Genomic DNA, 23,593 nt, shown 5'->3' with positions numbered 1-23,593 from the left:
AGAAAAAGCAGGTCGTTCATGCGGCCTGCTGTTTTGCATTCTTAAAGACTGTAATAGCTATAAACTGAGAATTTCTTCTTCAGAAAAACCTGTCGATTTAGCGATTATAGAAACATCTACATTCTGTTCCTTGAGACTTTTCGCCATTTCGCGTTTTTCCTTATCCGCTTTTGTACGCTCGGTAGAAGCCCCTTCAGCAAAGCCTTCCGCCCTGCCTTCGGCAAAAGCGTTTTCGCGTTCAGCCATCACATCCGTCATTTTCTTTACCTCGCAGTTGAAAAGCTCCTCTGCAAAATTAATCAATTTCACCGATTCAAGCAACCGCCTAAACGTTTCATTCTGCATAATTTTTTCAGGAGCAGGTTCTTCCTTGATAACAACCCTGATAGCACGTAGCCACTGAGCGGCATCAGACTCGTCATCCTTGGTAAATCCCAACTTCTCAAGTTTGAAAAACTTTTCGATTTCCACGAAAACCTTCTGAACCTTCGGGAAGAACTTCTTGCCATGACACATTTCATCGACATGATGGATGTATTCATGTTCTTCTTCTGGGAAAAGTTCAAAATCCAGAAGTCCAAGAAAATAGATATGTGGCAATTCAAATTTTTCGCTCTTATGAACCTGATTTTCAATAACACGAGATACATAGTATTCTACGCGATCCTTGAAAAACTTGTCCTTTTGCTGTTGAATTTCAACAAGAACCTTTTCGCCAGCATTGGTCGTGCCAATGATATCGACAATACAATTTTTCTTATTGAAAATACCCGGGAATTCCTGCATTTCCAGCGAAATTTCCCCGATGGCATCACCACCATGCAAGTCAAGCATCGCATTCAACAGCGAAATAAGAAGCGAATGCGACTTTTCCTCCGTGAATACAATCTTGAAAACGCCATCACTTAAAAGATAAGCGTACTTGTACATTTTTTGATACTTGGCAAGATTCTTCGGATCCTTTTCCATATCCTTGAGCATTTTATAGTGCTGAGAACAATCCATATTTGATTCATCCCGCCGAGCGAGATGTCCTTTTTGAATGGTTAAACAAAACCTTTAACGACAAGGCTTTACGTCTACCATATTTTTCTTATGACAGACGGAGCTCTACGTTGATCGCCAGGGGGCCAGTTTCCCCATAGGGTGTATGCTGCCTCGAATATTTTCGCCTGCCAAGCGAAACAAAGGGAGGTCGGCGTCAAGCAGATAGTGAAACAACCTGCCCGGATCGAATACGCTGTCAGCAGGACGAAATGCTATCAATACCATGAATATACCACTTCAAAACTTTGCGTGCAAGGGGCCGAAGTTTTGGCAGATTTTAACGGAATAAATAGAAAAAGCAGGTCGTTCACGCGGCCTGCTATATTCATATTTTTCTTTTGGGCGTTCCCCGCATACATGCGAGTCGGGCTATATTGCAAGGCTACCCGTGCGCACCTTACGGATTCCATGATTATTCTTCATCTAATTTTAATTCCACAACCACGCCAAGGACATGGTAATAAACCAGCCTTGCAAGGACATTCTTGCCAGCAGCCTTTAACGCACGTTCATAGCATTCAAACTGCCCTGCATACATTCCCGCATAGTGTTTGTTATTTTCGGTAACGACATCATTTTTGTTTCCAGGATACGACTTAAAGTCCACAAGAACTACGCCTTTATCCGTTTCCCACACAAGGTCCATCTCTCCATTGAAAATCTGGCCATCGTGCATATGCTTAAACGGAAGTTCATGATAAGTTGCGACCTTAGCACCATATGTATCAGCCAAGAACTTTTCAAGATTTCGCCATGCGTTTAGGACATCACCGGGTTGCGGAAGCGCAGTTTCCATCTGATGATTCTTGATAATTCGTTCAACCGTTTCCACGGTCGGAGATTTTTCCAACACGCAGAAAATATTATGGATACACGTACCAAACTTGTCCATTTCATCCGGATTCGCTTTAATACGACTACTAGAATCAAACACGATGTTCGCGGTTACCTTTCGACATGGTTTTACCTTACTCGGCTGTTGGTCGCGATTGGCTGTTTCGATTTTTTCGTTTTTCTTGAAAACTAATTTTTCAGGTTTTTCGACCTGATAAGAATCACCCTCGGACAATTTATCGTTTTCAAACAAGAATTTTAATTTTTCGTCAAACGCTTGGTCTTTAAAGCCGAATAAGCTGACATCTTTACCACTTTCGCAATTAGCAGCGTCAAGAACTTTGCAATTCAAGCAGGAGAATACTTGCAAAGGATTTTTCTCGTCTAAAGTCAAAATCAATTCGTCCTTAGCACGAGTGATTGCAACATAAAGCAAGCGAATCGTTTCGGAGAAGAATCTCTGGCGAGACGATTCGAAAAACTTCGACGTCTTAATCTTTTCAGCCATGTCTACAGCAACTTTCGTATTACCCGTAAACAAATTCGGCATCAAATTGATAATCATCGGAGGATAAAGACTACTTTCAGATGGAGCAACGTCATGGTAATTCTGGACGCCCAAAACATCATACTTGATTCTTTTATTTTCGTCTTCAACGTCTTCATCAAGTTCAAGGAGAATCACCTTTTTCCATTCAAGCCCTTTTGAATGATGGAATGTCGATAGAACCACACCGTCCTTGGAGCCAGCCGATTTTGCATTGTTTTTGCAGTAATCGATATAGCCACTAATAGTCGGCGAAACGCCTATTTGGGAACAGCGTTCCTCGTAATCGTACGAAGCTTCGATCAAAGCCGCAAAGCATTCGTCAGTACCAACAGCATTTTCCCAACTACGACCAACAGAATACAAGTCGAGATCAACAATTAAGCTTTCCACCAAATTATGAATTGTCAGTGTTTTGTAGAAATCACGACGCTCCGTAAACTTTGCAAGAATCAGATTATCAGACAAATACTTAGGACAGTTCTTATTATCCTGATAGGACTTATCAAACTCAAGTTTTGCATCAATTATACATCCTGCATCAAATCCCTTTTGAGTCAAAAAAGCAACAACAGCTCTAGAATAATTATCAAAATCATTCGCAACAAGATTCATCAGTGCAGAAACCAAAGCAAGTTCATCTCGATTTTCATCAATTTCAATAGTTCTGCATACAGGGATATTAAGCGCTTTCAAAGCATCGGAAAGCTTATCCAACGGAGCCCCTCTTCGAGCCAAAACTGCATAATCAGAGGGCTTTTCGCCATTTTTAAGACGTTTCGCAATTTGCAAAGCCAAATTTTTTGATTGATCTTCGGCATTTTTGCCTTCAATCTCCCAACATTTGAGACTTTTTACCGCATTGTCTTGTGGACGATGAGCTATAAGCTCAACTTCTTCTTTCTTTAAAGTTCCTTCAAAAGCGGGAACAAAAAGTTCATTCGTGAAATTCACGATATTTTCTAAAGAGCGGAAACTCTTTTTTAACGTATGAATTTTAAATTGCTTTGGCGATGACGATTGCTTTTGTGCGATAATGTCAGCAACAGCTTTTGTCAAGTCGGTATCGGCTCCGCGGAATCCATAAATAGCCTGTTTAAAATCACCAACCCAAATGCTATTGTGAATATGGAATTCATTGGCATCTTTGTCAGATCCAATGGTAACAACGAAATCGTCACATTCATCACGCCCAACTATTTCAGAAAGCTTGTCAAAAATTTTGACCTGAAGAGGGCTACTATCCTGGAACTCGTCAACGAATACATACTTGTAGGTGTTACGGATATCCTGCCGAACTTCTTCCTTTTCTAAAAGCTCTAGGAATCGCGTTTCCATATCAACAAAGTCGATAAGATGGCGTTTTTCCTTAAACTTTTTGAATTCTTCCTGAGCTTTTTCTACATAGTCAAAAATCAAATCAATGTACTTAAGAACCAAATCACGGACTTTTTTTGATAAATAAACATAAGCGAGGGAATCCGAAACCTCATCCTTTTTATTACAGTTATTAAAAGCTTTCGGTAATTTATCTATAAATGTTTTAAAACATGCTAAATCGCAAAGCTTTAGTTCATTTGAAAGCAAATGTTTGAATTTCTTTATTTTTTCAGTTCTATCTTTCGATGGCCTCGTAACAGTTCTATCAACATCTTCAATTTCTTTTAGAAGCTCTGAAACTTCTTCTTCAACACCAACCAAATCTTTTTCACCAGTAATTTCGGTGGCGTAAGCGATGGATTTTCCTCGGCTCTCTTTTAAATCAGAAATATTGAAGCTTTGAACTTTTTCAAAAATTTCACGGACATCATCTTTCCAGAAATCATAATTCAGCCCAAATTTGTCACTACCAAAAGGATAACCAATATTAAATTCTTTGCAGAATTCAACAAAGAAATCTTCTTCAGGCGAATTACCGGATTCATCCTTAATAGAAGTGACCGATTGTAAGACTTGGCTTATGAAGATTTTTTTCTGGTCATCATCAATCAGTTTCTGATCAGGACTAACTCCAAGCAAATACCAATATTTTTGCACAAACTTATTGGCGATACTATCAACTGTTCCAATCATAGATTGATCAAGTTTTTCCGCAGCTTCGGCATATTTGCCATACTCAGTATGCTCATAAATTTTAGCTTTAGCTTTTTCCCTAAATTCACTTGCAGCGGCTTCGGTAAAAGTTGTCAGGATAAACTGATCAGGAGTAGACTTTTCCTTAACAATTAAATCAGCAAGAATGGATGTCAAAGTGTATGTTTTTCCACTACCAGCACCTGCACTAATATACGTAACGTGATTCATTATTTACCTGCCTTAAAAAATGCGTAATCGCTGTAAGTGTTAGGAGTTTTTTCCCAAGTTTTATTTTTGAGTTTTTCTTCAGCATCCAAAGGGACAAGAGTTTTTTTCCCCATATCAAGCGCATAAGATATTTTAACATCATCCTGAGGGAAAATCAGACCTTCACCATCTTCAACAATGCCGTTTTTGATTTGCACTTTGCGGTATTCATAGGAATTGCTCATTTCTTCAAGCAAATCTCCCTCTCGTTCAACATTCGTTTTAAAAGAGGCTCCAATCAAATCAGCAGCAGTAATGACTTTAATATCGGGTAAAAGTACGTACGCTTTGGCCTTGACATTTTTATCAGAAGTCCTTTCCACCAAGCCTTTATAGAGGGCAAGTTGCATGGACTTGTTGTTCTTTATCCATTTTTCGTATTTGTCCTTCTTGGGAGAATACTTAAAGTCAAAAATGACCGTTTTACCAGATTGATCTTCCAAAAGCATGTCTATGAAGCCGTCAAAAAGAATTTCTTGAGATTCAAATTCCGGAAGCAGAACATCTTTATATTCTTTTTCGCATGCAACAACACTCAGGCCATTTTTTTCAATAAAATTGCACAGCTTTATTACGCAACTATTCATATCTTTCTTAAAAACATTTTTTTCGGAAAGATTTTCTGGTTGCAAAAGAATTCCACCACATTCAAGAACAGTCTCATCAAAGACCTTGTCAAAATCAGAATCAATACGATTCCTTATTGCAGCTGGAGAACCTCCTTTTTCTGGGTCAAATAATTTTGCAATAATAGCATGAGCAACCGTACCCTTTGTTGTGAACACAGCTGACATAGCAGCACTTCCCAACTTTCTCAATTTTATAACTTTGTTAAAAACATAATCAAACGGATTGTCAATCAAGGTTGAAATGGAACTAAAACTTTCTGTTTGAGGAAACGATACCAAATCTTTTCGTTCAAAACGAATCGTTCCATCTTCATTCTGATGACGATTATTGAATTGTTCAATCGCTTCCGTTGAAATACCCAAAGTCTGTTTTAATGACAACGATTCTTTTGTCAATTCCTTGTCCATATTCTTTTCAAGACGAATCAAAATCGGATCTTTAACAACATCCTTTGTGCCATCCTTTTTCACAGTAACCAAGGTCAGCTTGTTTTGGGTAAGCAAGAATGGCAACAACTTATTCAAACGATTAAATTTCTGCTCGTTTTCACTCGTCCACACATTTTCCTTCAGAGCCTCTTTTTCTTGAGGCAAAAGGAAGTCGTATGACAGAGCCATTTCATCAGAATTGTAAAAATCGCACCAAATCGTAGAGTCGGCAAGCGAGGCAATATTGGAACTCGAAGAAATGAGATTCTGGCAACCAACCTTACTTTCAGAAAGTTCAGATTCTATTTCTGTCGAAATGGAATCAAAATTCAAAATCAAATCATCATAAGAAACTTCATCGGCATCAATCAGTTCCAATATTCGCGCCATTGCAGAACATATCGACTGAGCCCCCGTCAAGTGATTCTTTTCAAAACCATTCATCTCCATGTGTAGATTAGCATTAATCCATTGAGAAAGCTGTTTTACATAATCGAGAATTACCGACTTTTTAATTGGATTGTCACTAATCGCTTCTTTTGGTTTCGAAATATCTGGAAGGAAATACTTAATCCGTTCTTTATCTTTATCCTCAGCTTCGCGGAGGCACTTACGACATGCATCATTGAAATATCCACCGCTACTAACGATTGCATTAATAAGTTCATTCCTAAACTTTGTGCTAAGAGGGCTCTTAGGAACAGTCAACCAGTTGATAATGGCGTTCAAGTTCAGAGGTCTAGTAAAAAGCGCAAGTCCAATGATTGGCAATTCCGAAATTTGGCTGACACCTTTATCGCTGGAGCCACATGTCGGCTTCTGAACTTGAATCAAATAGTTGTCAAAAGCGCGGTTATCCCTGTTTATCCAAACAGAATAATCATCCGCATTAAGCTGACTTAGATATTGAAGAGCCTCTTTCTTTTCAGCAAAACAAAGAAGTTCCAAGGATTTGTCGCCGTCAAGCGATATTGCATCAGGCTTGTTTTCAACTAAGATATTGGCGACTTTGCGGAGATTGTTGGAATTCTGCGGGAGATTATTGTTGGAATGAACTTTATCATCACCAATTCTCTTTTTCAACGCCTCCAAAAGATAAACTTCAGCCGGTTTAAAGCAAGCGTAATCAAACGGCGTAATAATTTCCAAATTCTCAGGCAAATTGCAGCCTTTCTCAACCGTTTCTATTATACGCAGCAATTTTTCGCCATTGGAAATGGAATGGAAGTTCTTCTCGATCCCTGCAAAGACCTTCATACGCTCCGATACATCATTTTTACCAGGTTGCCACCCAGCAAGTATCATCGCGTCACGCCACTTTAAGCATTCCTTTGCCGTATTAAAACTATCAACCTTAAAAGATTTTTCAAAAAGATTACCTGGATTAACTTTATTGTATTCCAACATCGCCTTGTAGTAATCAAGGATACGGTCAATATTTGATGCCACCGGGAAATCCACACCCGCATGAAGGGCAATCAAGTCAACAAGCGAATTCGTATTGCATACTGTTGAATTAAAAAAGACCTGACCATCCGTCAATCCCGTATAGACAAAACCACTGTACGCTGGATTATAATACACATTCATATTGAAATCCCCTTTTGTTATAAAATACTGTGTTTTTTACAAAAACGGCAAAAATTACTCCCCGTAATTTTCCATTAAAAATTTAGCGTAGTTTCTGAGACGATTACGTAAAGAGACCGGCTTTTTAACGCAAGCAGCATCCGTAAAAGAAACGATCCAGTTGAACAAGAGATTATTTATTTCGGCTTTCAGTTTCACCGTAACCTTTCCGTTTTTCGGCTTGCCGATTCGCATGGAGCGGTTAAACGGATTTTCGTCGAGATAAAGGATTGTCCGGCTCTTGAACTCAATCTCTATATCTTCAAGTTTCGGCTCCTGGCTCCCCATCAACACCACCCCAGACATCACCTGTTTGCGGAGTTTGTCAAGGACCTTTGGGTCTTCGACAAATGGTTCTTTTGACAGCTTGACATTCTTGATTCGGCGGAACTTGAGCGTATAGGTATCGCCGTCCTGTCGTTGGCAACCCACATAGAGGTCATCTTCGTAGATGATGATCATTAGCGGGATTCGGGTCGATTGTCTTTCACCATCTTCCGTTTTGTAGGTCACATCGATTTTGCGATGTTCGTGAACGGCCTGCAAAATAATCCGGATTTTTTCACTGGAATCCTCTTCAAAATCCGGCGGAGCACCCATAAAAAGAATTTTGGTGTTTAGAGCATCACCAAGCAACTGGAGCGACTTCTGTTCACTATGCGGCAAACTTTTTTCGATGCGTTCCAGAAGTTGCGAGATGATTTCGCTAGTAGCCGGATAAATGTTCGCAATTCGTTTCAGAAATACGAAATGCAGCATCGTGTTTTCGAAGTTCGGGAACAGGAGCCTTTCTGCATTGCGGAGTGCCGAAGTATAATAAGCCGTGCGCCCCACCGTTTCAACAGCAATATAGCGACCGCCATCCATTTCCGAAAGGAACCTCATGTCACGCTGAACATTGCGACGTTCGCCCTCGGGAATTTCAAACGAAGTCATCAAATCGCTAACGGTAAATTTCTTGTCAGGGTTTGAAATCACCTTCGCAAAGAGTTGCACCGTCCTTTCGCCGCGAGTCATATCTGCCATATTTTCTCCTGGATTTATTTTCCATTAAATATATATAAAATATGACAAATAGCGTCGCATAGTTTTTATTCCTATCGTTTACTCCTAAAAAGAAATATCATAGTTGATGTAAAAACACCTCAGGTCCATATTCACGATGTCATTGTACGAATAGAGACTATGACTTAAATCAACCATTAAGTGATAAAGGAATGCAGTCATTCCGTTTTTTACGAAATAATCGTAATTTAGCCATTCACTCCTTCTTTGACATTTTCCCTTTTTTCCTTCGAAAATGTAATTTTCGCTATTACGCGGGTCTTCTGGTTCTTGCCCATCGCCAAAGGAGAAGCTATTGAGTGCACGCATATCCGCATAACCCTGTAGCAACTCGCAAATCCAGTCGTATTTCTGTTTGTGTTCATCGTCATCGATATAAAGCGCATCGTAACGGATTTCGCCTGTAACCTGGTAATCTTTGTAAACATCAAATCCCTGCGCAATGAGGCCGTCCAGATTCTGCTTGATCTCGATGAATTTTTGGTACATTTCATATTCTAGTTTGCGGATGTGCTGATCGAGCCGAATCAACTTGTCAAGATTTTCATCTGTCCAGACAAATTTCAATCCCTGCACTACATAGCGATCGATTAGAAATTCCCAGTTCACAGCTGCATAACGCATATCATGCGCGGAACCAGGCTCATCGGCATTCTCGTCGTATTTAGCGTCGCGAAATCGCTTCATTTTCTCGACTTTTTTCAAGCCATCGTCTCCGAGATCCTTGTAAAAATTTTCAAGAACCTTCCAGTCCGTACGCCTTGCAAGCATGTATATATTACGATTCATAGCGACTCCTTGTTAAGTGTTATCCGTAAATATATACACGCTATGCGACAGATGTTGACGCATGTTACAACTTCAAACAATCCGCGTCATTTCAGCAATATCGAGGCAGCGATAATGTGTTTTTTGATAATTTCCCTCATAACAGCAATGATAATGCCCGTAAAACCACAAGATCGGCTTGACCGTTTGCAAAACATAATCCAAGTACTTGCGCGACTCAACAATCTTCTGCCAAGTTACATCTCGCACATAATCGGCCCGCACAAGGGGCGGTGCAAACGAAAGCGGAGCCTCGTGCGACGCAACAACATCTACAGCAGTGGAGAAACTTTCAACAATCGGCACAGGAGCCTCATCAGGCCACCAGATGCGTTTAGAAGAGCCCATCCTGATTAGGGTATCGTTTATCATTCGCCGTGATTTGCGGATTAGAGGATCAACAAAATCTATGTCGGCAGAAACAGCCCCACCGATAGGGTAAATTCTCTTGCCGCAAAGTTCAATTATGCGGTGGTCCGACAAAAAATGCAGCCATTCAAAATCATGCAAACCATCAAAAAACGCAGGATTATCATGATTGCCGCGAATCGTGTATATGCAAATGTCATTTTTCTCTAGCGTGGTACACACTTTGCCGTAAGCGACATCCATCGATTTCGGGCGGCCAAAACCTGCACCAAAATCACCGACAACCAGGATATCGGCGTGCGACATCCCGCAATTCACAGCATTCCGAACTAACCCAGACAAATCGCCGTGAATATCCCCGCAAATCCATAATTGTCGTTCAGCGCACTTCTCACAAGCCATAATCTGTCATCCCCGCCCATTCGGCTTGTTCAGAGCAGGTTCCAGCGGACAGCGTATCTTTATCAAACTCTCCGGACGCTTTTTCGGCTTTTTTTATCTTCTTGCATTTCAGCCCCTTTTTAAACATTCCAAGGGCCGTCCGAAATATCGTCAGGATACGTGTGAACATACGCCGATGAGGCTGGTTCTAAACGAAAAAACAATACTTTCAGATTGTTCTCGCCATCTTGCATAATAGCATCGGTAAGTCGATGGATTATTTCTTTAAATGTCTCCTTGCCGGTTATTTCGGCATGGACCTTGTCAATTAGTTCTTTTTGTGTCATAGAGATTCCCTTGATTGAATTTGACCGATGTCGGGCAAACATATTATTTCATCCCCTGAAATTTTAGGAACACTATAACATACCATAGAAAACCTCTTTTTGTTTCTACGGATAAATGTATAAAAGACATACGACAAATACAGTCGCTAAAAATTCATATTTTACCTAAAGGATTTACAGCATTGCTTAATTTCTTCAAATTCATCATCTGTAACAGGCTCATCATCTATTCCATCAGAGACCCACATATGACTTTGTTTTATCTTTTCCTTATCATTAAAGTTTCCAAGCCAATTTTTGCTAGGATAAAAATCAGAAGCTTGGCAAATCGCCGAAATCAACCCATATTCAAAATCATGTCTCTTTTTTCGATTATTGATGGGAATAACAACAAAACTGATTTTATTGCGTATATAATCGCTTACTTTCGCCTCAATTTTATCTTGTTTTTCTTTATTGTAAGGAACTTTAGATTTGTCGGAATCATATTTTTCTCTATTGGCACGAGAAGTGCGATCAAACAGCCACGCTTCAATGTATGAATCCCTACTTTTTTGCAACATAGCAATGCCTATGTTTTTTCTAAAGATGCTTCCATCCTTTCTTCCTAATAAACTTTTCATATTGCCATAATGCTGCATCATTCTTTTCCATACAGATTGGCTTTTATCAGGAATGTCCGGAGCAGTTTTTTTATCCGCTTGATGGGTCCCAATGCGGGTAATCCGTGAATAGCCATGATAGTCTTCCCCCTCCTCGAACATAACGTAAACTCCACCAATAATACCCCTGTTATTTTGCTGGGCGATTTTTATGTCCGCCATTTTGTATTTTGGAAGCTTACTAAAAAACTCATGAATTTTCAAGCAAAGCTCCTTGGTGTCTTTCTTTTCTGTATTCATTTCAATAGATCCTCCACGTTTTTTGCATCGTTGATTTTTTGGATAATTTCATCCGTAGACATGCATTGGTTTTTATCAAAGAATTTGCACCATAATGAATCCTGAGCATCATTGAGGAGTTTGCTACCCGATATTTTTTTTACTTCTGAGCCGTAAATTTCTAATGGCTTAATGGAATGAGTTTGTGTTGATTTCGCCTGAAACAAAATCTGGTCCGTAGATTTGGGTTTTAAGTAAAAAACATGTGTTTCGTTAGGGAGTTCGTAAAATTTCACATTATCATTTTTTACGGCTTTATTAAGAGCATCAATGTATTTAGGCCCCAAACGCAAAATAATCAATTTGTATTTTTTTTCAAGGAGTGATCGAAAATCTGCACTCAAGTTCAAATGCCGGCTTTGAGCCATTTCGCTACGCAATTTAGCATCAACATTGTTAAACGAAATGTCATATTTTTGAATATCAGCTTCGGCAGGAATAAACCCATAGCCCGCAGATAGAACGTATAGGTCAAAAGGGCGTTTTTTTTCTTCAACGAATTTGGAAAAAAATTTGAGTATTCCAACAGAAGCACCTCCAACATATCGTTCAAAAGCAGGCAATTCACCATCGCGACCATCTTTATCGCTCGTGCATCCTGTTATAAACAGAATGTCTGATTGTCTTTCTTTTTCTTCAATTCGAGGCCTATTCTTTCGAAGACAATCAATCGTATCAAGATATTCTTTAGCTTTTTCTGTTCCATATTTTATAGTTTTCTGCTTTTTCGCTTCTTGATTTCTTTTAGCCATAACAACCTCTCATAACGAGTGTTTAGAGTTTCTGCAAAACTCTCTAATATGTCCAATTTGAAAATAACTTAAATGCAAACTGAACGTACAGGAAGTTTACAAAAGAGCTTGATTTTGTAGCGAAATTGGCGTTTTTGAACCAAATTGCAAAGGGAAAGGGAATATTCCAACTTGGAAGGACGAGGTTTCGAGATACTGTTCCTGTCAAACATCCTCTTTTAATATAATTACCGTTTACGACCCTTGAGTCCTTTACTCGCATAAAAACGATGAACACATTCCGCCAATTCTTCGTTAGAAAGCAACAACATCGCTTGATTTCTGTCGCCTTTGAATGTTGGGTCCTTCTGTTTTACACGATTTAGGACATCTTTATGAAAAGCGTTACTAGCAAACAGACAAGTGTCCCACGGCACAGTCCCATTCGCCACAGATTGTTTGACGGACAAGACCTTCTTTAAATAATCCGCTTCACTTACGGTGGGATCAAGATACCCCGCGCTATAGGTGCGCCCAAGACGACCTCGACGGCTATTTTCGAGAAAAAAATCTAAATCATCGGGATCCTGCATCTTTCTGATTTCATTTTTGGCGGCAGATCTAACTGCTTTAGCCTTAGCTTGACAGCTAGCATCAATATAGCGCACGCATGGGCATCTATGCGTATGGACTTTTTCTGTTCTACTCATTTTTCTCCTATATATTTTTATTTAAATCTAGCCCCAGCACACGACAAATACAGACGTATTAAAAAAATCGTCTTAACCATACATCTGACACTATCAACACGAATCCCTAAATATGAATCTCGGTGTGGACATAAAATTCCTCTAATTTCATGCGCATGGCATCTTCGAGGGAGTAACTGCCATCGGCAAAGAACTTGTGCATCGCAAAGCAGATATATTCGTCCTTGAATTCAGGCAGGTCAAGCCCCTCGATGTTCCAGCTCAGTTCCTCGTGCCAGGCGTTCAAATCCTTGTAATCGGCGGGTTCCTTGCCGGGAGCGTCATTGAGATTTACCTGAAAACGATTCGCCCTATCGTAGGAATCGTAAAGACCGGAAACGTCGCCCTCCCAGTCCTCTTCTGATTCATACACAATAAACGACTCAATGCCAAAAGTCTTGTAATACGACTTGCCTTGCGCCATGAGAGCCCTCATGTCCCTGTACATATCGAAGGTGACTTTTGCACATTCATCTTGCAGTTCATGGAGCCGTTTGTTCAGCAGCAACAGTTTATCAATATTTTCTTTGCGGTGTTCAAAGCGGGCATTGGCCAAGGCCTTCCGTGCCAACAGCTGCATATCTTGATGAAGTTTTTCTTCAAGTTTGCATTTCTTTCGCGCACCAATCCAGCCATCATCCTTGATTAGGCTTTCCATTATACTATTGATGTATTCCTGGCTTCTGCGATCTTCGTATTTAAATTGCCGCCTGTGGAGATTCTGCGGATTTTCATTTTTTTCATCAAAGAAGGATTCCATCTCAGCCTGCAACTTTTTCAATTCCTCAATTTTTTGCGGTAAAAATTTTTCGAGGCATTCTTTCTGCTCTGCGAAAATATTGTGAATTGCAGATTCAAGTGATAGCGGTTCCATCAACATAATCGCACTTTGAGCATCATCCGCATATTTTCCAAGCCGTTTTTGCGCAGGTTCTTCAAATTCGCGCCATAGCGTTGTCGTAGGAAAATACTCCCCAATACTTGTAAGCGCAAACTTATGGGGATCCTGCATCATTCCGCGATTATTCGCGGACTTCTCCACGCCATCTTTGTCAAGCACCGCAACAATAGTCCGCATTGTTTCGTAGGCTCGAATAGCCCGCGCCATTTTATCAAGCGCAATCGCCTTGGCGGTAGAATTTTCATCTATTCCCTCTGCAGGAGGGAATTCCTTTTCAGCGGGAGCATATGCTGGGTCAAATTCACAGCAATCATCTTCAAAAACCAAGTCCAGCGAATCGCACAAATAACCGTAAAACTCTCGCACGTAATTATAGTAGCGGAAAGCCTTGTTCATTTCTTCTTCGGCCATTTTTTCTTCGATCATAAAGAACTCCTTTATTTGCTTATAAATATACAGCTCACATGCGACAACTACAGACACTTAAATGGAGTCCGCTTAAAAACCGCCCAAAGATGCGAATTCTCTAAAAAATGGGCTATTTCGACATTTTAGGAGTATATTTATGGAGAAAAATGTTTAATTACCATGATTATGGCAAGAAGGAAATAAAAATGGATATAAAAGAAATAATTAAAGATTTCTTAGACAAGGAATTGCTCAAAAAATTAGAAACTCCCAATAATAAGGATTATGATATATATAACGAATTTTCCTTGCAGCATGAACTAGGAATATATATTCGAGAAAAACTTGGAGAGAACTACAAAGTTCAATTTGAACGAAACGCAAAGAAACTTTGGGGAGTTTTTGAAAAAGAAAAATGGAAAAAAACAGAAATGGATATTTTTGTCTATAAGAAAAATAATAAAAAAGAAGTTAAGGATATAGATGAAATTTACGCCATTGAATTAAAGTTCCCTAGAAATAAACAATATCCAGAACAAATGTACTCCTTTATAAAGGACATCAAATTTATGCAACAAGTGAAAGAAAAAAAACATTATGCAAGGACATTCGTTTTAACAATTGTTGATGATCTAAATTTCTTCACAAAATTAGAACCGAAAAAAGGTGAAGAAGAAAAAGACATCTACAAATATTTCAGAAGTAAAGAAACAAACATTTCTTCAAAAGACGAAATACAAGCAGAAGAAATAATCCCTTCAGCTAAAGATATTGGAAAGCCTACAGGGAAAAAGGATGACATTACAACATTAAATCAACAACTAACTCAAAAAATTAAGTGGAAGTTTATATCGAACGATCCAACATATCGTTACTATTTTATGGAGATTTAATCAATTTCTTTTCAGTCATCATTCTCTTTTAGGAATGTATGTGACACGGTTCCGTTTCAATTTTTTAATTCGCTCTGCGTTTTGGTCGTAGGCGGATTTTCCACATAAAACCCACAGTACATCGATGGGGCGCTTGGTGTTGAACTTTGGCACCGGAGCGAAGCCATCGGTAAAGTAGATGAGTCCGTCATATTCGGGATGTGTGCAGAAATAGTCAGCAGCAGGCTGAAAATTCGTACCACCACGGCCCATTATTTTGACAGTCTTGCGCGCATTTTTTAACGGTTCCGGTTCACCTTGAATTTTGGCATCGAACTGCAATACATCTAATTTTTCGACGCCGTATTTGAAGAGCCTATTAATCACCGAGAAAAAAAAGGATAGACTTTTGTCGGTTACAGAGCCGCTAACATCAACTGCAATCAGCAAGTTTGTCGAAAGTTCGTAGCGACTACCCATGGCATCAAAACCGAAACGGCGATTCGGGCGCATACGCGTAAGGCGACGCTTACTCGAAATGATCGAGGTTTTGAACAGGCTCAACATTTTGCGATAGTCCATGTCTACTTTCAGGCTCGCCTTGATGATGCCTTGCAGTTTGCCCGAAATAGAGCCCCAGTTGTTGCTCGCTTCGGCAACTTCGATATATCCATTTATGTCGCAACAGGCTTCTTCATCTTCATCCCAAAGCTCCGAAATTTGCGTATCCCGTTTTTCTTGAGCATCGACATTTTCTTGTGTATTGCGAGGGCCACCAACATTACTTTTAGAACCGCTGCCTCCCAGCCCTGATTCTCCACCCATTTGTTGCGATTCGCCAACCGGCATATCGTCCGACTTGTCCCCCACCCCGCCCGCCGGCATTGCCACTTGTTTGAGCAGGTTATAGTATTCCTCGAAACACAACCCTTGGGGCAATTTCAATTCCGTGCCACTCATCTGTTTTTTGACAGATTGCGGTAAATCATACACATCGGCAATTGTGATATTGCTCGCCCACGTAAGCAACGATTTTTCGGCAAACGGAGGTTGTCGCTGATACGGGTGTTTGAGCAGAATGCGGAATATTTCGACTTTTAGGAATTCCGCCAACACAATATCAGACACATTTAGCAAAACCTTCGGAGAAAATTCGACCTTTCTGTTTCCGGTTCGCATCGCCACATCAAGCGAATCATTCTCACAAAACTCGTGACTGCAATATACAGCAAACAACAGAGGCTCCGTCAGGAACCACCTTTCACCAATTTTCTTTATTCTATCTATACAATCCATATTTAAAACATTCACCCCAGTCCTTCTATACTCATCTTAACTGAATCCTATCGCTACGCTCCAAGATGACAGTCTTAAATTGACTTAACAAATGCCGTAATCTTCTTATACAAATCCGGGCACTGCATAATCACAAATGTCATCGTCGACGGGTACAGCGAAGAAGAATACAGGTTCGCAAAATGAGCCTGCGCCTCGCGAAAATTTTCACCCGAAAGGAATTCAAAATATGCAGCAACGTTCTTCGATACCTTCGCATCATCCTTCTCATCATAACTCTTCGTCTCGATAAAGCGAAGAATCGATTCGTTCACTGAGGCAAGTTCCGGCGTTGAGCATTTCTTGAGCGCTGTTTGCAACTTTGCGAAATCGCCGAGCAAAATTTCCTTTGCGCTAGGCAAACGTTTTTGGTTGATTGTCGCAAAGAACTTGGTTGCTGCAGGCATGCCGACAATACCCGCAATTACAATCTTTAAAAGCGGCGTCACCTCGTTCGTCTGCAGCACATTCGATACTCGTTCCCATCCGCGGCGGTCAGGTGATTTTTCAAGTCCTTGATCTTCGCGAGTAAAGGCGGCCCCATCGAGCATTTCTGGATTTTCCGAAATAAAGTCTATTACGCGAGAATCGAGCCCCGCCTTCGCCGCCCACAGCAACCATTCCTGCGTAGTGGGCTTGAATTCGTAGATATTAAAACGGCTCACGAGCGCCGGATCCAAATCGGTCAACTGGTATTCCTCACCATCGTTCACCGCACTAATCACACGAGAACCTTCGGGTAACTTTCGGCCCGCAAGTGTACGATTCAGCGTCAAGTCCATGATTGTCTGCAACACCTCAGGGCGGGCGCGGTTCAGTTCATCCAAAAACAGCACCACTGGCTTGCCATCGGTCGGAAACCAGTAAGGCGGCATAAACAGAGTCTTTCCGGTTGTCTCGTCAAGCCGCGGAAGCCCAATCAAGTCACCCGGATCACTCATCTGCCCCAAGAACAGAATCACCACACGCTCGCCGCGGGCTGTAAAGAACTTCTCCAGAATCTGCGACTTGCCGATTCCGTGTTTGCCCGTGAGCATAATGTTCTGCGATGCGGGAGTCGCAGCCAACAAACTTTCCAATTCCCGCGCATTGATCCTTACCGACATACATACCTCTATAGTTTTAAGAGTTCCTTTGTCATTGAAATGTCCACCGGAAACGGCATTATTTTTAGCAGTCCTTCAATGTTTTTTAGCATTTCGGGTATAGCAGGGATTCTCTTAGTGAAATTTTTATCGTTTAGCGACATTTCAACAAGTTTTTTCTTTCCAAGTCCAATCCGTAGAGCAAAACATTCCCCCTTGTCCTCCAAATTCCATTCGTAACTCAATGAGGACAAGACCTGAGAAACGCCCGTTCTTATGCTTAATTTTGCCATTTTTTCGATTTTGAGCATCTTTTCAAATTCTATTTTCTCCTGTTCAAGGCCCACAAGATGAAGTAAGTAGTTGTCGATAAAGTCCTCAAAATTTTTCATAGTCTGCTGCAGGTTACAGGTCGCAGACCGCACAAAAATCGATGGTAAGCCCTTATGCTTAAGACTCACATAAAGTTGTGCAGAACTCATAAAAAATTCAAGCACGTCATCTGTAGACCCCATCTGCCGAATTATCCAGATTCCACTGATTTTATCCCCCCTTTGAAACAAACATTCCGAACTCGGCTTAGGTTGGCCTAGATTTTTCGCTTTCAATATTTTGCACTTGCATTCCGGATGCCGAGCCGACATCTCATTATAGGCGCTAAGGATTTCCCCTTCGGAAGGGTAACTCCCTGGCTCTCCGGGAACAAGAATCTCGCCCACCAGTTTTTTCCAGTAATTGTACTCCACCTGCTCAAAGGCACGTTCTTTAAAATGTTTACTTCTCATTTTTCCTATAGTTTGCAAAAATGGTTGTCTCCATTAAATTCTATAGGAAAATATACGACCGCAATGCGACAACTACCGACGCATGAAAGGATAAGATCGGATCAAACGTTTCTAAAGGAACTATCGAAGGCGGCGTAAGCCAGGCATTGCGGGCTGGCGTCTGAAGCCCGCTAGAGAGGGTAGCGGAAGCCCCAGCGCAGATTCATTTTTTGCAAAAAAATGGAGGTGCCCGTTCGGAGACGGGCATGACATACAGCATTCGCACTTGAAAGCCGGGGCTGAAGCGAGGGAGAGGCTTCTCCCTCCCCATATAAAATTTACTGGATCCTTCACGCTTCACATTCAGGATGACGTCATTACAAGCATTTTCACCAACATTCCTAAGTTTTATAGATTCTTCGACTTCGCCTTACTGGCTCCGCTCAGAATGACTCAGTTACAAGCTTTTTCACTCACATTTTCTTCCTACCGCCTACTTCCTACTTCCGACTTTACTAAATTTGACCCACTATGTTTTCACAGCTGACTGATTCTCTAGAAAATACTCTCAAGAACCTGCGTGGGCAGGGCAAACTTACCGAAGAAAATGTGGCGGAATCGCTGCGTGAGGTGCGTCGTGCGTTCCTCGCTGCCGACGTGAACTTCAACGTGACCCGCGACTTTGTCAAGTCTGTCAAGGAAAAGTCCATGGGCGCCGAAGTGCTCAATTCCGTGACCCCGGGTCAGCAGATTGTGAAGATTATCCACGACGAGCTTGTGGCCGTCATGGGTGGCGAAACTAAGGAAATCAACCTCTCCGCACCTTCTCCCGTGGGCATCATGATGGTTGGTCTGCAGGGTTCGGGTAAGACAACTTTCGCAGGCAAGATCGCACTCTGGATGCGCAGCAAGAAGAAGAGGAAGCCGCTCCTCGTTGCCGCTGACGTTTACCGTCCGGCCGCTATCAAGCAGTTGCAGGTGCTCGGCAAGTCCATCGGCGTTCCGGTTTATGACGAAGGCCAGGGCAATCCGGTCGAAATCATCAAGCACGGCTACCAGTATGCTAAGGACAACGGTTTTGACCTCGTGATTTACGATACGGCAGGCCGTTTGCAGATTGACGAAGAGTTGATGCAAGAACTTGAAAAGGCCCGTGACGCGGTTCATCCGGACGAAATTTTGTTCGTTGCCGATGCTATGATCGGTCAGGAAGCGGTGAATGTCGCCGAAACGTTCTGGAACCGCCTGAACTTCACGGGCGTCTGCCTCTCGAAGATGGATGGCGATACCCGCGGCGGTGCAGCGCTTAGCATCAAGAAGATGACGGGCGTGCCTATATGCTTTATCGGTGTTGGCGAAAAGCTGAACGAAATCGACCTTTTCCACCCGGACCGCATGGCAAGCCGAATCCTCGGCATGGGCGACGTGGTATCCCTCGTGGAAAAAGCACAGCAGGTCATCGACGAAAAGGACGCGAAGGACCTCAAGAAAAAGATTCTCAACAACACGTTCGACTTGAACGACTTCTTGAAGCAGCTCCGCACGATCAAGAAGCTCGGACGCATCAAGGACATTTTGAGCCTCATCCCGGGACTCAACAAGCTCCCGCTCGACCAGATTGACGAAAAGCAGTTGGTCTATGTGGAAGCAGTCCTCAGTTCCATGACGCCGAAGGAACGCAAGAAGCCGCAGATTATCGACGGTAGCCGCAAGGCCCGTATCGCAAAGGGTTCAGGCACGGATGCCGCCCGCGTGAACGCCGTGCTCAAGCAGTACGAAAGCATGAAGGAAATGTTCAAGAAGGTCGGCGATTTCGCCAAGCGCCAGAACAACGGCGGTACGATCGGTTCGAACTACACCCCGCCTAAAGACAAGAACAAGAAGAAAAAGAGATAAGCGCCGCGCATCCCGCGCATCTCGTCCATAAAATTTCAAAAGTCCGTTTGCAAAAGCAAGCGGGCTTTTTTCATACTTCCTACAGCCTACTTCCTACCGTCTACTTTCTGCCGTCTACTGCCGCGAATTTCGCCCTTGTATCATTAGCAAAGAATTTTGTTTCATTAACAAAAATAAATTTTATAAATATCAAAATTTCTTTGATTTTTCGTGAAAATTCAAAGTTTTTGTATCACAAACTATTGACTTTCGAGTTTTTCAGAGTTATATTATAAACAAGCAGGAGAACGCGATTTTTAAAAGGCGCTCCCGGAATAAATCCGGGGTGACACCCTTAACACCTAATACCTATTACCTAACACCTAACCTCATGAAACCGATAACCGAATACCAAGATTACCGCCGCTACATGCAGGACTTCTACGAAGAACACAAGAAGTCCGGTTTTACCTGGCGTGAATTTTCGAAGGACGCCGGATTCGCCTCGCCATCGTATCTCAAGCTCGTTTGCGAAGGGAAAAGTTCGCTGAGTCGCGTTGGGCTACCGCGTGTCGCTGCTGCGATGAAACTTTCGGGCTTTGAACTTTCGTACTTCGAAAAGATGGTCGAATTCGGGAACGCCACAAACGACGAGAAGAAAAAGGCCGCATTTGCCGACCTCACCCGCATTGCAAAAGAACAGCATGCACGTGTCATTGACGCCGACACATTCGCCTATTACGAATCTGCCATAAATTCCATCGTTCGTGAACTCGCACCCTTGATGCCGGGCGCCCTCCCGCTTGAAATCGCAAAAAAAATCAAGCATGCCTTCACGGCGCAACAAGTCCGAGATTCGCTAGCCATGCTCACCAAGGCAAAGTTCCTTGAAGAAACAGACGAAAACACTTACCAGCAAACGGACAAGGCCATCACCGGTTCGTCCGAGGCCATCCCGCTTGCTCTCCGTGCCATGAACCGCGAAATGACCGACCTCGCGAAAGAAGCCATCGACAAAATCGACGTGAACGAAAGGAACATTTCGGGAGTCACCATGGGCATCGACGCAGCAACATTCGCGCGCATTTCCGAAGAGGTCGACAACTGCCGCAAGCGCGTCATCACGCTCGCCAACGAATGCAAGAAAATCGATCAAGTTTACCGCCTCAACTTGCAACTTTTCCCGCTGACGGACAAAGTATAGGAGGATGAATTATGAAGCACTTGTACAAAATTTTATCATTCCCGATCACGATATTGGTAAGTCTTATAGCGGTCGCTTTCTCGTTGGTCACAATCGCCTCCCTCGCCGCCTGCGGAAACGAAAACTCAGCCGGCACGGATGAACAGCCGAACGCCATCACGGCGCAAATCAACGCAGCTGTCGACAGCGCATCGGCCATCTGGTTCCAAGGCGAAAAAACATTTATCGTCGATTCCAAGGCAAGCTTTAATCCCCTAACCCCCACGCCCATACACGATATAATCATTAATCTAGACACTTCTGCACAACATACAAGTTTACTCACAGGAGTAAAGACCGAGCATGGAACATTGCGGCACCTTGAAATTGCTTATGTCGCCACAATCAGTTGCGAAACAGAAGAAACGTGGTTCGCTTACTCCGTCCAAGTTTCAAGTTCGCTTATACAAAAAGCATTCACCATCCCTGATTCCTCGGCAACATCAATTGCAAAGGATTTCGAAGATGATTGTATTCTCGAAAACGGAGAATTCATCGAAAAAACAGAAGGCGTCACAGAAGGGCAACGAAGCTACCGTTGCAATCTAATACCAACCAAGGAAAATTCCACATCCGCGGGAGCAACGCAATACACCGATCCGAACTGGAAAAAGTACGGAACGCAGATTATAAAAGTCTGTAGAGAATAACAGAATCATTTAACGAATTCTATCGCGATGCTCTAGGACGAAATTGCACCGATAGGATGACAAACAAATGAGTCAGAATTTCAATGTTCTGACCCGTTAGGAAGTATAACCTATCTAAAGGAGGACACCATGAACTACATCACCAAATCAATCTCACAAACAATCGTTGGAGCCGCAGTAGCACTCGCGTTCACCGCCTGCTCCTCGAGCAATTCCGTTGCACCGGAAGCATCCGTTGCGCAAATCAAAGAAGAGCCGAGCAAACAGATACGCCTCGAGCATCAACAAGACTCCACATACACTCCACCAATATTTGCAATTTCTGACGAGACCAAAGAGACTCTTGAAAGCTGGTTGAACGGCAACCCGATAAGCAACGATATCACCGTAGATTATTGGTGTGCAGAAAATCCGGACTACCCCGAAAATCCCTTGTGGTGCTTGCCCAATCGAATCCAGTTGGAAAACGGAACCGCATTCGAGTTTTATAATGGCAATTCCGATGTGATCGCGTGCGAAACATACCAGGACACCATCTTTTATTCCGTTTACTTGCACAGCAACACCATCACGAAAAAATGGACAAACCCGTGGTTCAACACTGAAATGTTCGCGCAATCCAAATTGCAATTCAAGGAATCTTGCAAAGCCGAATTCGGCGATATCACGGAAGAAACAGAAACAAAAATCGTCTGCAATGTAAAAATAGAGCCAAGCCCGTCTCAAGACGATCCCTCGAGAGATTCGAGAAAATACTTTAAGCCCCATTATTTTTACAATTACCTCGACATATACTGGAATGAATTTGCCTCGCAAACCATCGAAGCATGCAGAATTCGCCCTCAAATCGAGCCCATAACGACATTCTAAATCCAGATTAAACCCAATATTGATCCCCAAACAGCATTAATCAAGTCAAAAAATCATTCTAGCCCCGGATTCACGGGGCTTTCTTCACATGCACTAAAATTGCCGTTTCTATCAAAATTTCGACACTTTTTGGCATTTTTCGGCTATTTCACAAATTACTTTATAAGAAAAGGACGGATTTTTTTTCATTGCCGTCCTTTACACACAAAAGCAAGTTTGCTATATTTGGCATCAAAAGAACTAAAACCCCGAAATTTCGGGAAAAACCCCATAAAGAGGTATAAAATGGCAACTGTTATCCGTCTCGCCCGCTTCGGCAAGCGTCACAACCCGATCTACCGCATCGTCGTCATCGACAACCGCAAGGCTCGCGACGATAGCTTTATCGAACAGGTCGGCTTCTTCAACCCGAACCTCAAGCAGCCGGAAATCCGCTTCGAACAGGAAAAGGTTCTCAAGTGGCTCTCTGTTGGTGCTCAGCCGTCTGACACCGTCAAGTCCCTCCTCAAGAAGACCGGTATCTCTGACTTGTTCCACGACCTCAAGGCCAACCGCTCCATCGAAGGCAAGGCACCGAAGGCTCGCGAAATCAAGTCCAAGCAGCGCAAGTTGAGCCCGAAGGCTCAGGCTCGTCTCGAAGCTGAAAAGGCTGCCAAGGCAGCTGCTGAAGCTCCGGCCGCTGAAGAAGCACAGGCTTAATTACGCCTTTAAAGAAGAGTCT

General features: G+C 42.3%; 20 protein-coding genes. 6 read left to right on the top strand and 14 right to left on the bottom strand.

What is annotated here, in order from left to right:
- Positions 1–57: 57 nt before the first annotated feature.
- The 11 genes from BUQ91_RS02775 to BUQ91_RS15840 all read right to left on the bottom strand — a co-directional run bounded on the left by BUQ91_RS02775 (position 58) and on the right by BUQ91_RS15840 (position 14,196).
- The gene (locus BUQ91_RS02775; protein WP_074208065.1) at positions 58–1,005 is read right to left on the bottom strand and encodes an Rpn family recombination-promoting nuclease/putative transposase; all 948 of its coding nucleotides are present in this window, start codon (positions 1,003–1,005) and stop codon (positions 58–60) included.
- 454 nt (positions 1,006–1,459) lie between these two features.
- Complete coding sequence (locus BUQ91_RS02770) at positions 1,460–4,732, bottom strand: UvrD-helicase domain-containing protein (protein ID WP_074208064.1); 3,273 nt, start codon at positions 4,730–4,732, stop codon at positions 1,460–1,462.
- Positions 4,732–7,419, bottom strand: a complete 2,688-nt coding sequence (locus tag BUQ91_RS02765) for a PD-(D/E)XK nuclease family protein (RefSeq protein ID WP_074208063.1) — start codon at positions 7,417–7,419, stop codon at positions 4,732–4,734. Before BUQ91_RS02765 ends, BUQ91_RS02770 begins: the two co-directional genes overlap by 1 nt.
- 54 nt (positions 7,420–7,473) lie before the next feature.
- Positions 7,474–8,484, bottom strand: coding sequence for a helix-turn-helix transcriptional regulator (locus BUQ91_RS02760; RefSeq protein WP_074208062.1), 1,011 nt, complete (start codon positions 8,482–8,484; stop codon positions 7,474–7,476).
- An 84-nt stretch (positions 8,485–8,568) separates the two neighbouring features.
- A complete protein-coding gene (locus BUQ91_RS02755) occupies positions 8,569–9,312 on the bottom strand; it encodes a hypothetical protein (protein ID WP_139299676.1) in 744 nt (247 codons plus the stop codon).
- A gap of 72 nt (positions 9,313–9,384) precedes the next feature.
- Positions 9,385–10,122: a metallophosphoesterase family protein gene (locus BUQ91_RS02750; protein ID WP_074208060.1), complete on the bottom strand. Its 738-nt coding sequence runs from the start codon at positions 10,120–10,122 to the stop codon at positions 9,385–9,387.
- Positions 10,112–10,291 (bottom strand): hypothetical protein, encoded by a 180-nt coding sequence (locus BUQ91_RS15490; protein ID WP_139299675.1) that lies wholly within the window; start codon positions 10,289–10,291, stop codon positions 10,112–10,114. Before BUQ91_RS15490 ends, BUQ91_RS02750 begins: the two co-directional genes overlap by 11 nt.
- Positions 10,292–10,609: 318 nt before the next feature.
- Complete coding sequence (locus BUQ91_RS02740; protein WP_074208058.1) at positions 10,610–11,350, bottom strand: GIY-YIG domain-containing protein; 741 nt, start codon at positions 11,348–11,350, stop codon at positions 10,610–10,612.
- Positions 11,347–12,141, bottom strand: coding sequence for a C48 family peptidase (locus tag BUQ91_RS02735; protein ID WP_074208057.1), 795 nt, complete (start codon positions 12,139–12,141; stop codon positions 11,347–11,349). Before BUQ91_RS02735 ends, BUQ91_RS02740 begins: the two co-directional genes overlap by 4 nt.
- A gap of 227 nt (positions 12,142–12,368) precedes the next feature.
- Positions 12,369–12,830, bottom strand: coding sequence for a hypothetical protein (locus BUQ91_RS02730; RefSeq protein WP_074208056.1), 462 nt, complete (start codon positions 12,828–12,830; stop codon positions 12,369–12,371).
- A gap of 106 nt (positions 12,831–12,936) precedes the next feature.
- Positions 12,937–14,196 (bottom strand): hypothetical protein, encoded by a 1,260-nt coding sequence (locus BUQ91_RS15840; protein ID WP_254842216.1) that lies wholly within the window; start codon positions 14,194–14,196, stop codon positions 12,937–12,939.
- 188 nt (positions 14,197–14,384) lie between these two features.
- On the opposite strand from BUQ91_RS15840, the gene BUQ91_RS02720 reads away from it, so the two are divergent.
- Positions 14,385–15,071, top strand: coding sequence for a hypothetical protein (locus BUQ91_RS02720; protein ID WP_139255858.1), 687 nt, complete (start codon positions 14,385–14,387; stop codon positions 15,069–15,071).
- Positions 15,072–15,089: 18 nt separating this feature from the next.
- Here the strand turns inward: BUQ91_RS02720 and BUQ91_RS02715 are convergent, their stop codons facing one another.
- The 3 genes from BUQ91_RS02715 to BUQ91_RS02705 form a co-directional block, all read right to left on the bottom strand.
- Entirely contained in the window at positions 15,090–16,346 is a 1,257-nt protein-coding gene (locus BUQ91_RS02715; RefSeq protein WP_074208055.1) for a VWA-like domain-containing protein, read from the bottom strand.
- Positions 16,347–16,420: 74 nt separating this feature from the next.
- Complete coding sequence (locus tag BUQ91_RS02710) at positions 16,421–17,491, bottom strand: AAA family ATPase (protein WP_074208054.1); 1,071 nt, start codon at positions 17,489–17,491, stop codon at positions 16,421–16,423.
- Positions 17,492–17,499: 8 nt separating this feature from the next.
- On the bottom strand, positions 17,500–18,255 hold the full coding sequence (locus tag BUQ91_RS02705; protein WP_074208053.1) for a hypothetical protein: 756 nt from the start codon (positions 18,253–18,255) through the stop codon (positions 17,500–17,502).
- 510 nt (positions 18,256–18,765) lie between these two features.
- On the opposite strand from BUQ91_RS02705, the gene ffh reads away from it, so the two are divergent.
- The 5 genes from ffh (at position 18,766) to rpsP (ending at position 23,571) form a co-directional block, all read left to right on the top strand.
- A complete protein-coding gene (gene ffh / locus BUQ91_RS02700; RefSeq protein WP_014547033.1) occupies positions 18,766–20,130 on the top strand; it encodes a signal recognition particle protein in 1,365 nt (454 codons plus the stop codon).
- Positions 20,131–20,500: 370 nt separating this feature from the next.
- Positions 20,501–21,313 carry a TIGR02147 family protein gene (locus tag BUQ91_RS02695; RefSeq protein ID WP_074208052.1) on the top strand — a complete coding sequence of 271 codons (813 nt, stop codon included), beginning with the start codon at positions 20,501–20,503 and terminating at the stop codon, positions 21,311–21,313.
- A gap of 11 nt (positions 21,314–21,324) precedes the next feature.
- Positions 21,325–22,002 carry a hypothetical protein gene (locus BUQ91_RS02690; protein WP_074208051.1) on the top strand — a complete coding sequence of 226 codons (678 nt, stop codon included), beginning with the start codon at positions 21,325–21,327 and terminating at the stop codon, positions 22,000–22,002.
- Between the two features lie 129 nt (positions 22,003–22,131).
- The gene (locus BUQ91_RS02685) at positions 22,132–22,872 is read left to right on the top strand and encodes a hypothetical protein (protein WP_074208050.1); all 741 of its coding nucleotides are present in this window, start codon (positions 22,132–22,134) and stop codon (positions 22,870–22,872) included.
- A gap of 285 nt (positions 22,873–23,157) precedes the next feature.
- Positions 23,158–23,571 carry a 30S ribosomal protein S16 gene (gene rpsP / locus BUQ91_RS15995; protein ID WP_072827292.1) on the top strand — a complete coding sequence of 138 codons (414 nt, stop codon included), beginning with the start codon at positions 23,158–23,160 and terminating at the stop codon, positions 23,569–23,571.
- Positions 23,572–23,593 lie beyond the last annotated feature (22 nt).

It is taken from the genome of Fibrobacter sp. UWB11 (genome assembly GCF_900143015.1).
Taxonomy (GTDB): Bacteria; Fibrobacterota; Fibrobacteria; order Fibrobacterales; family Fibrobacteraceae; genus Fibrobacter.
Note: the sequence above shows the minus strand (reverse complement) of the source record. Positions and strands in the feature narration are given on the sequence as shown.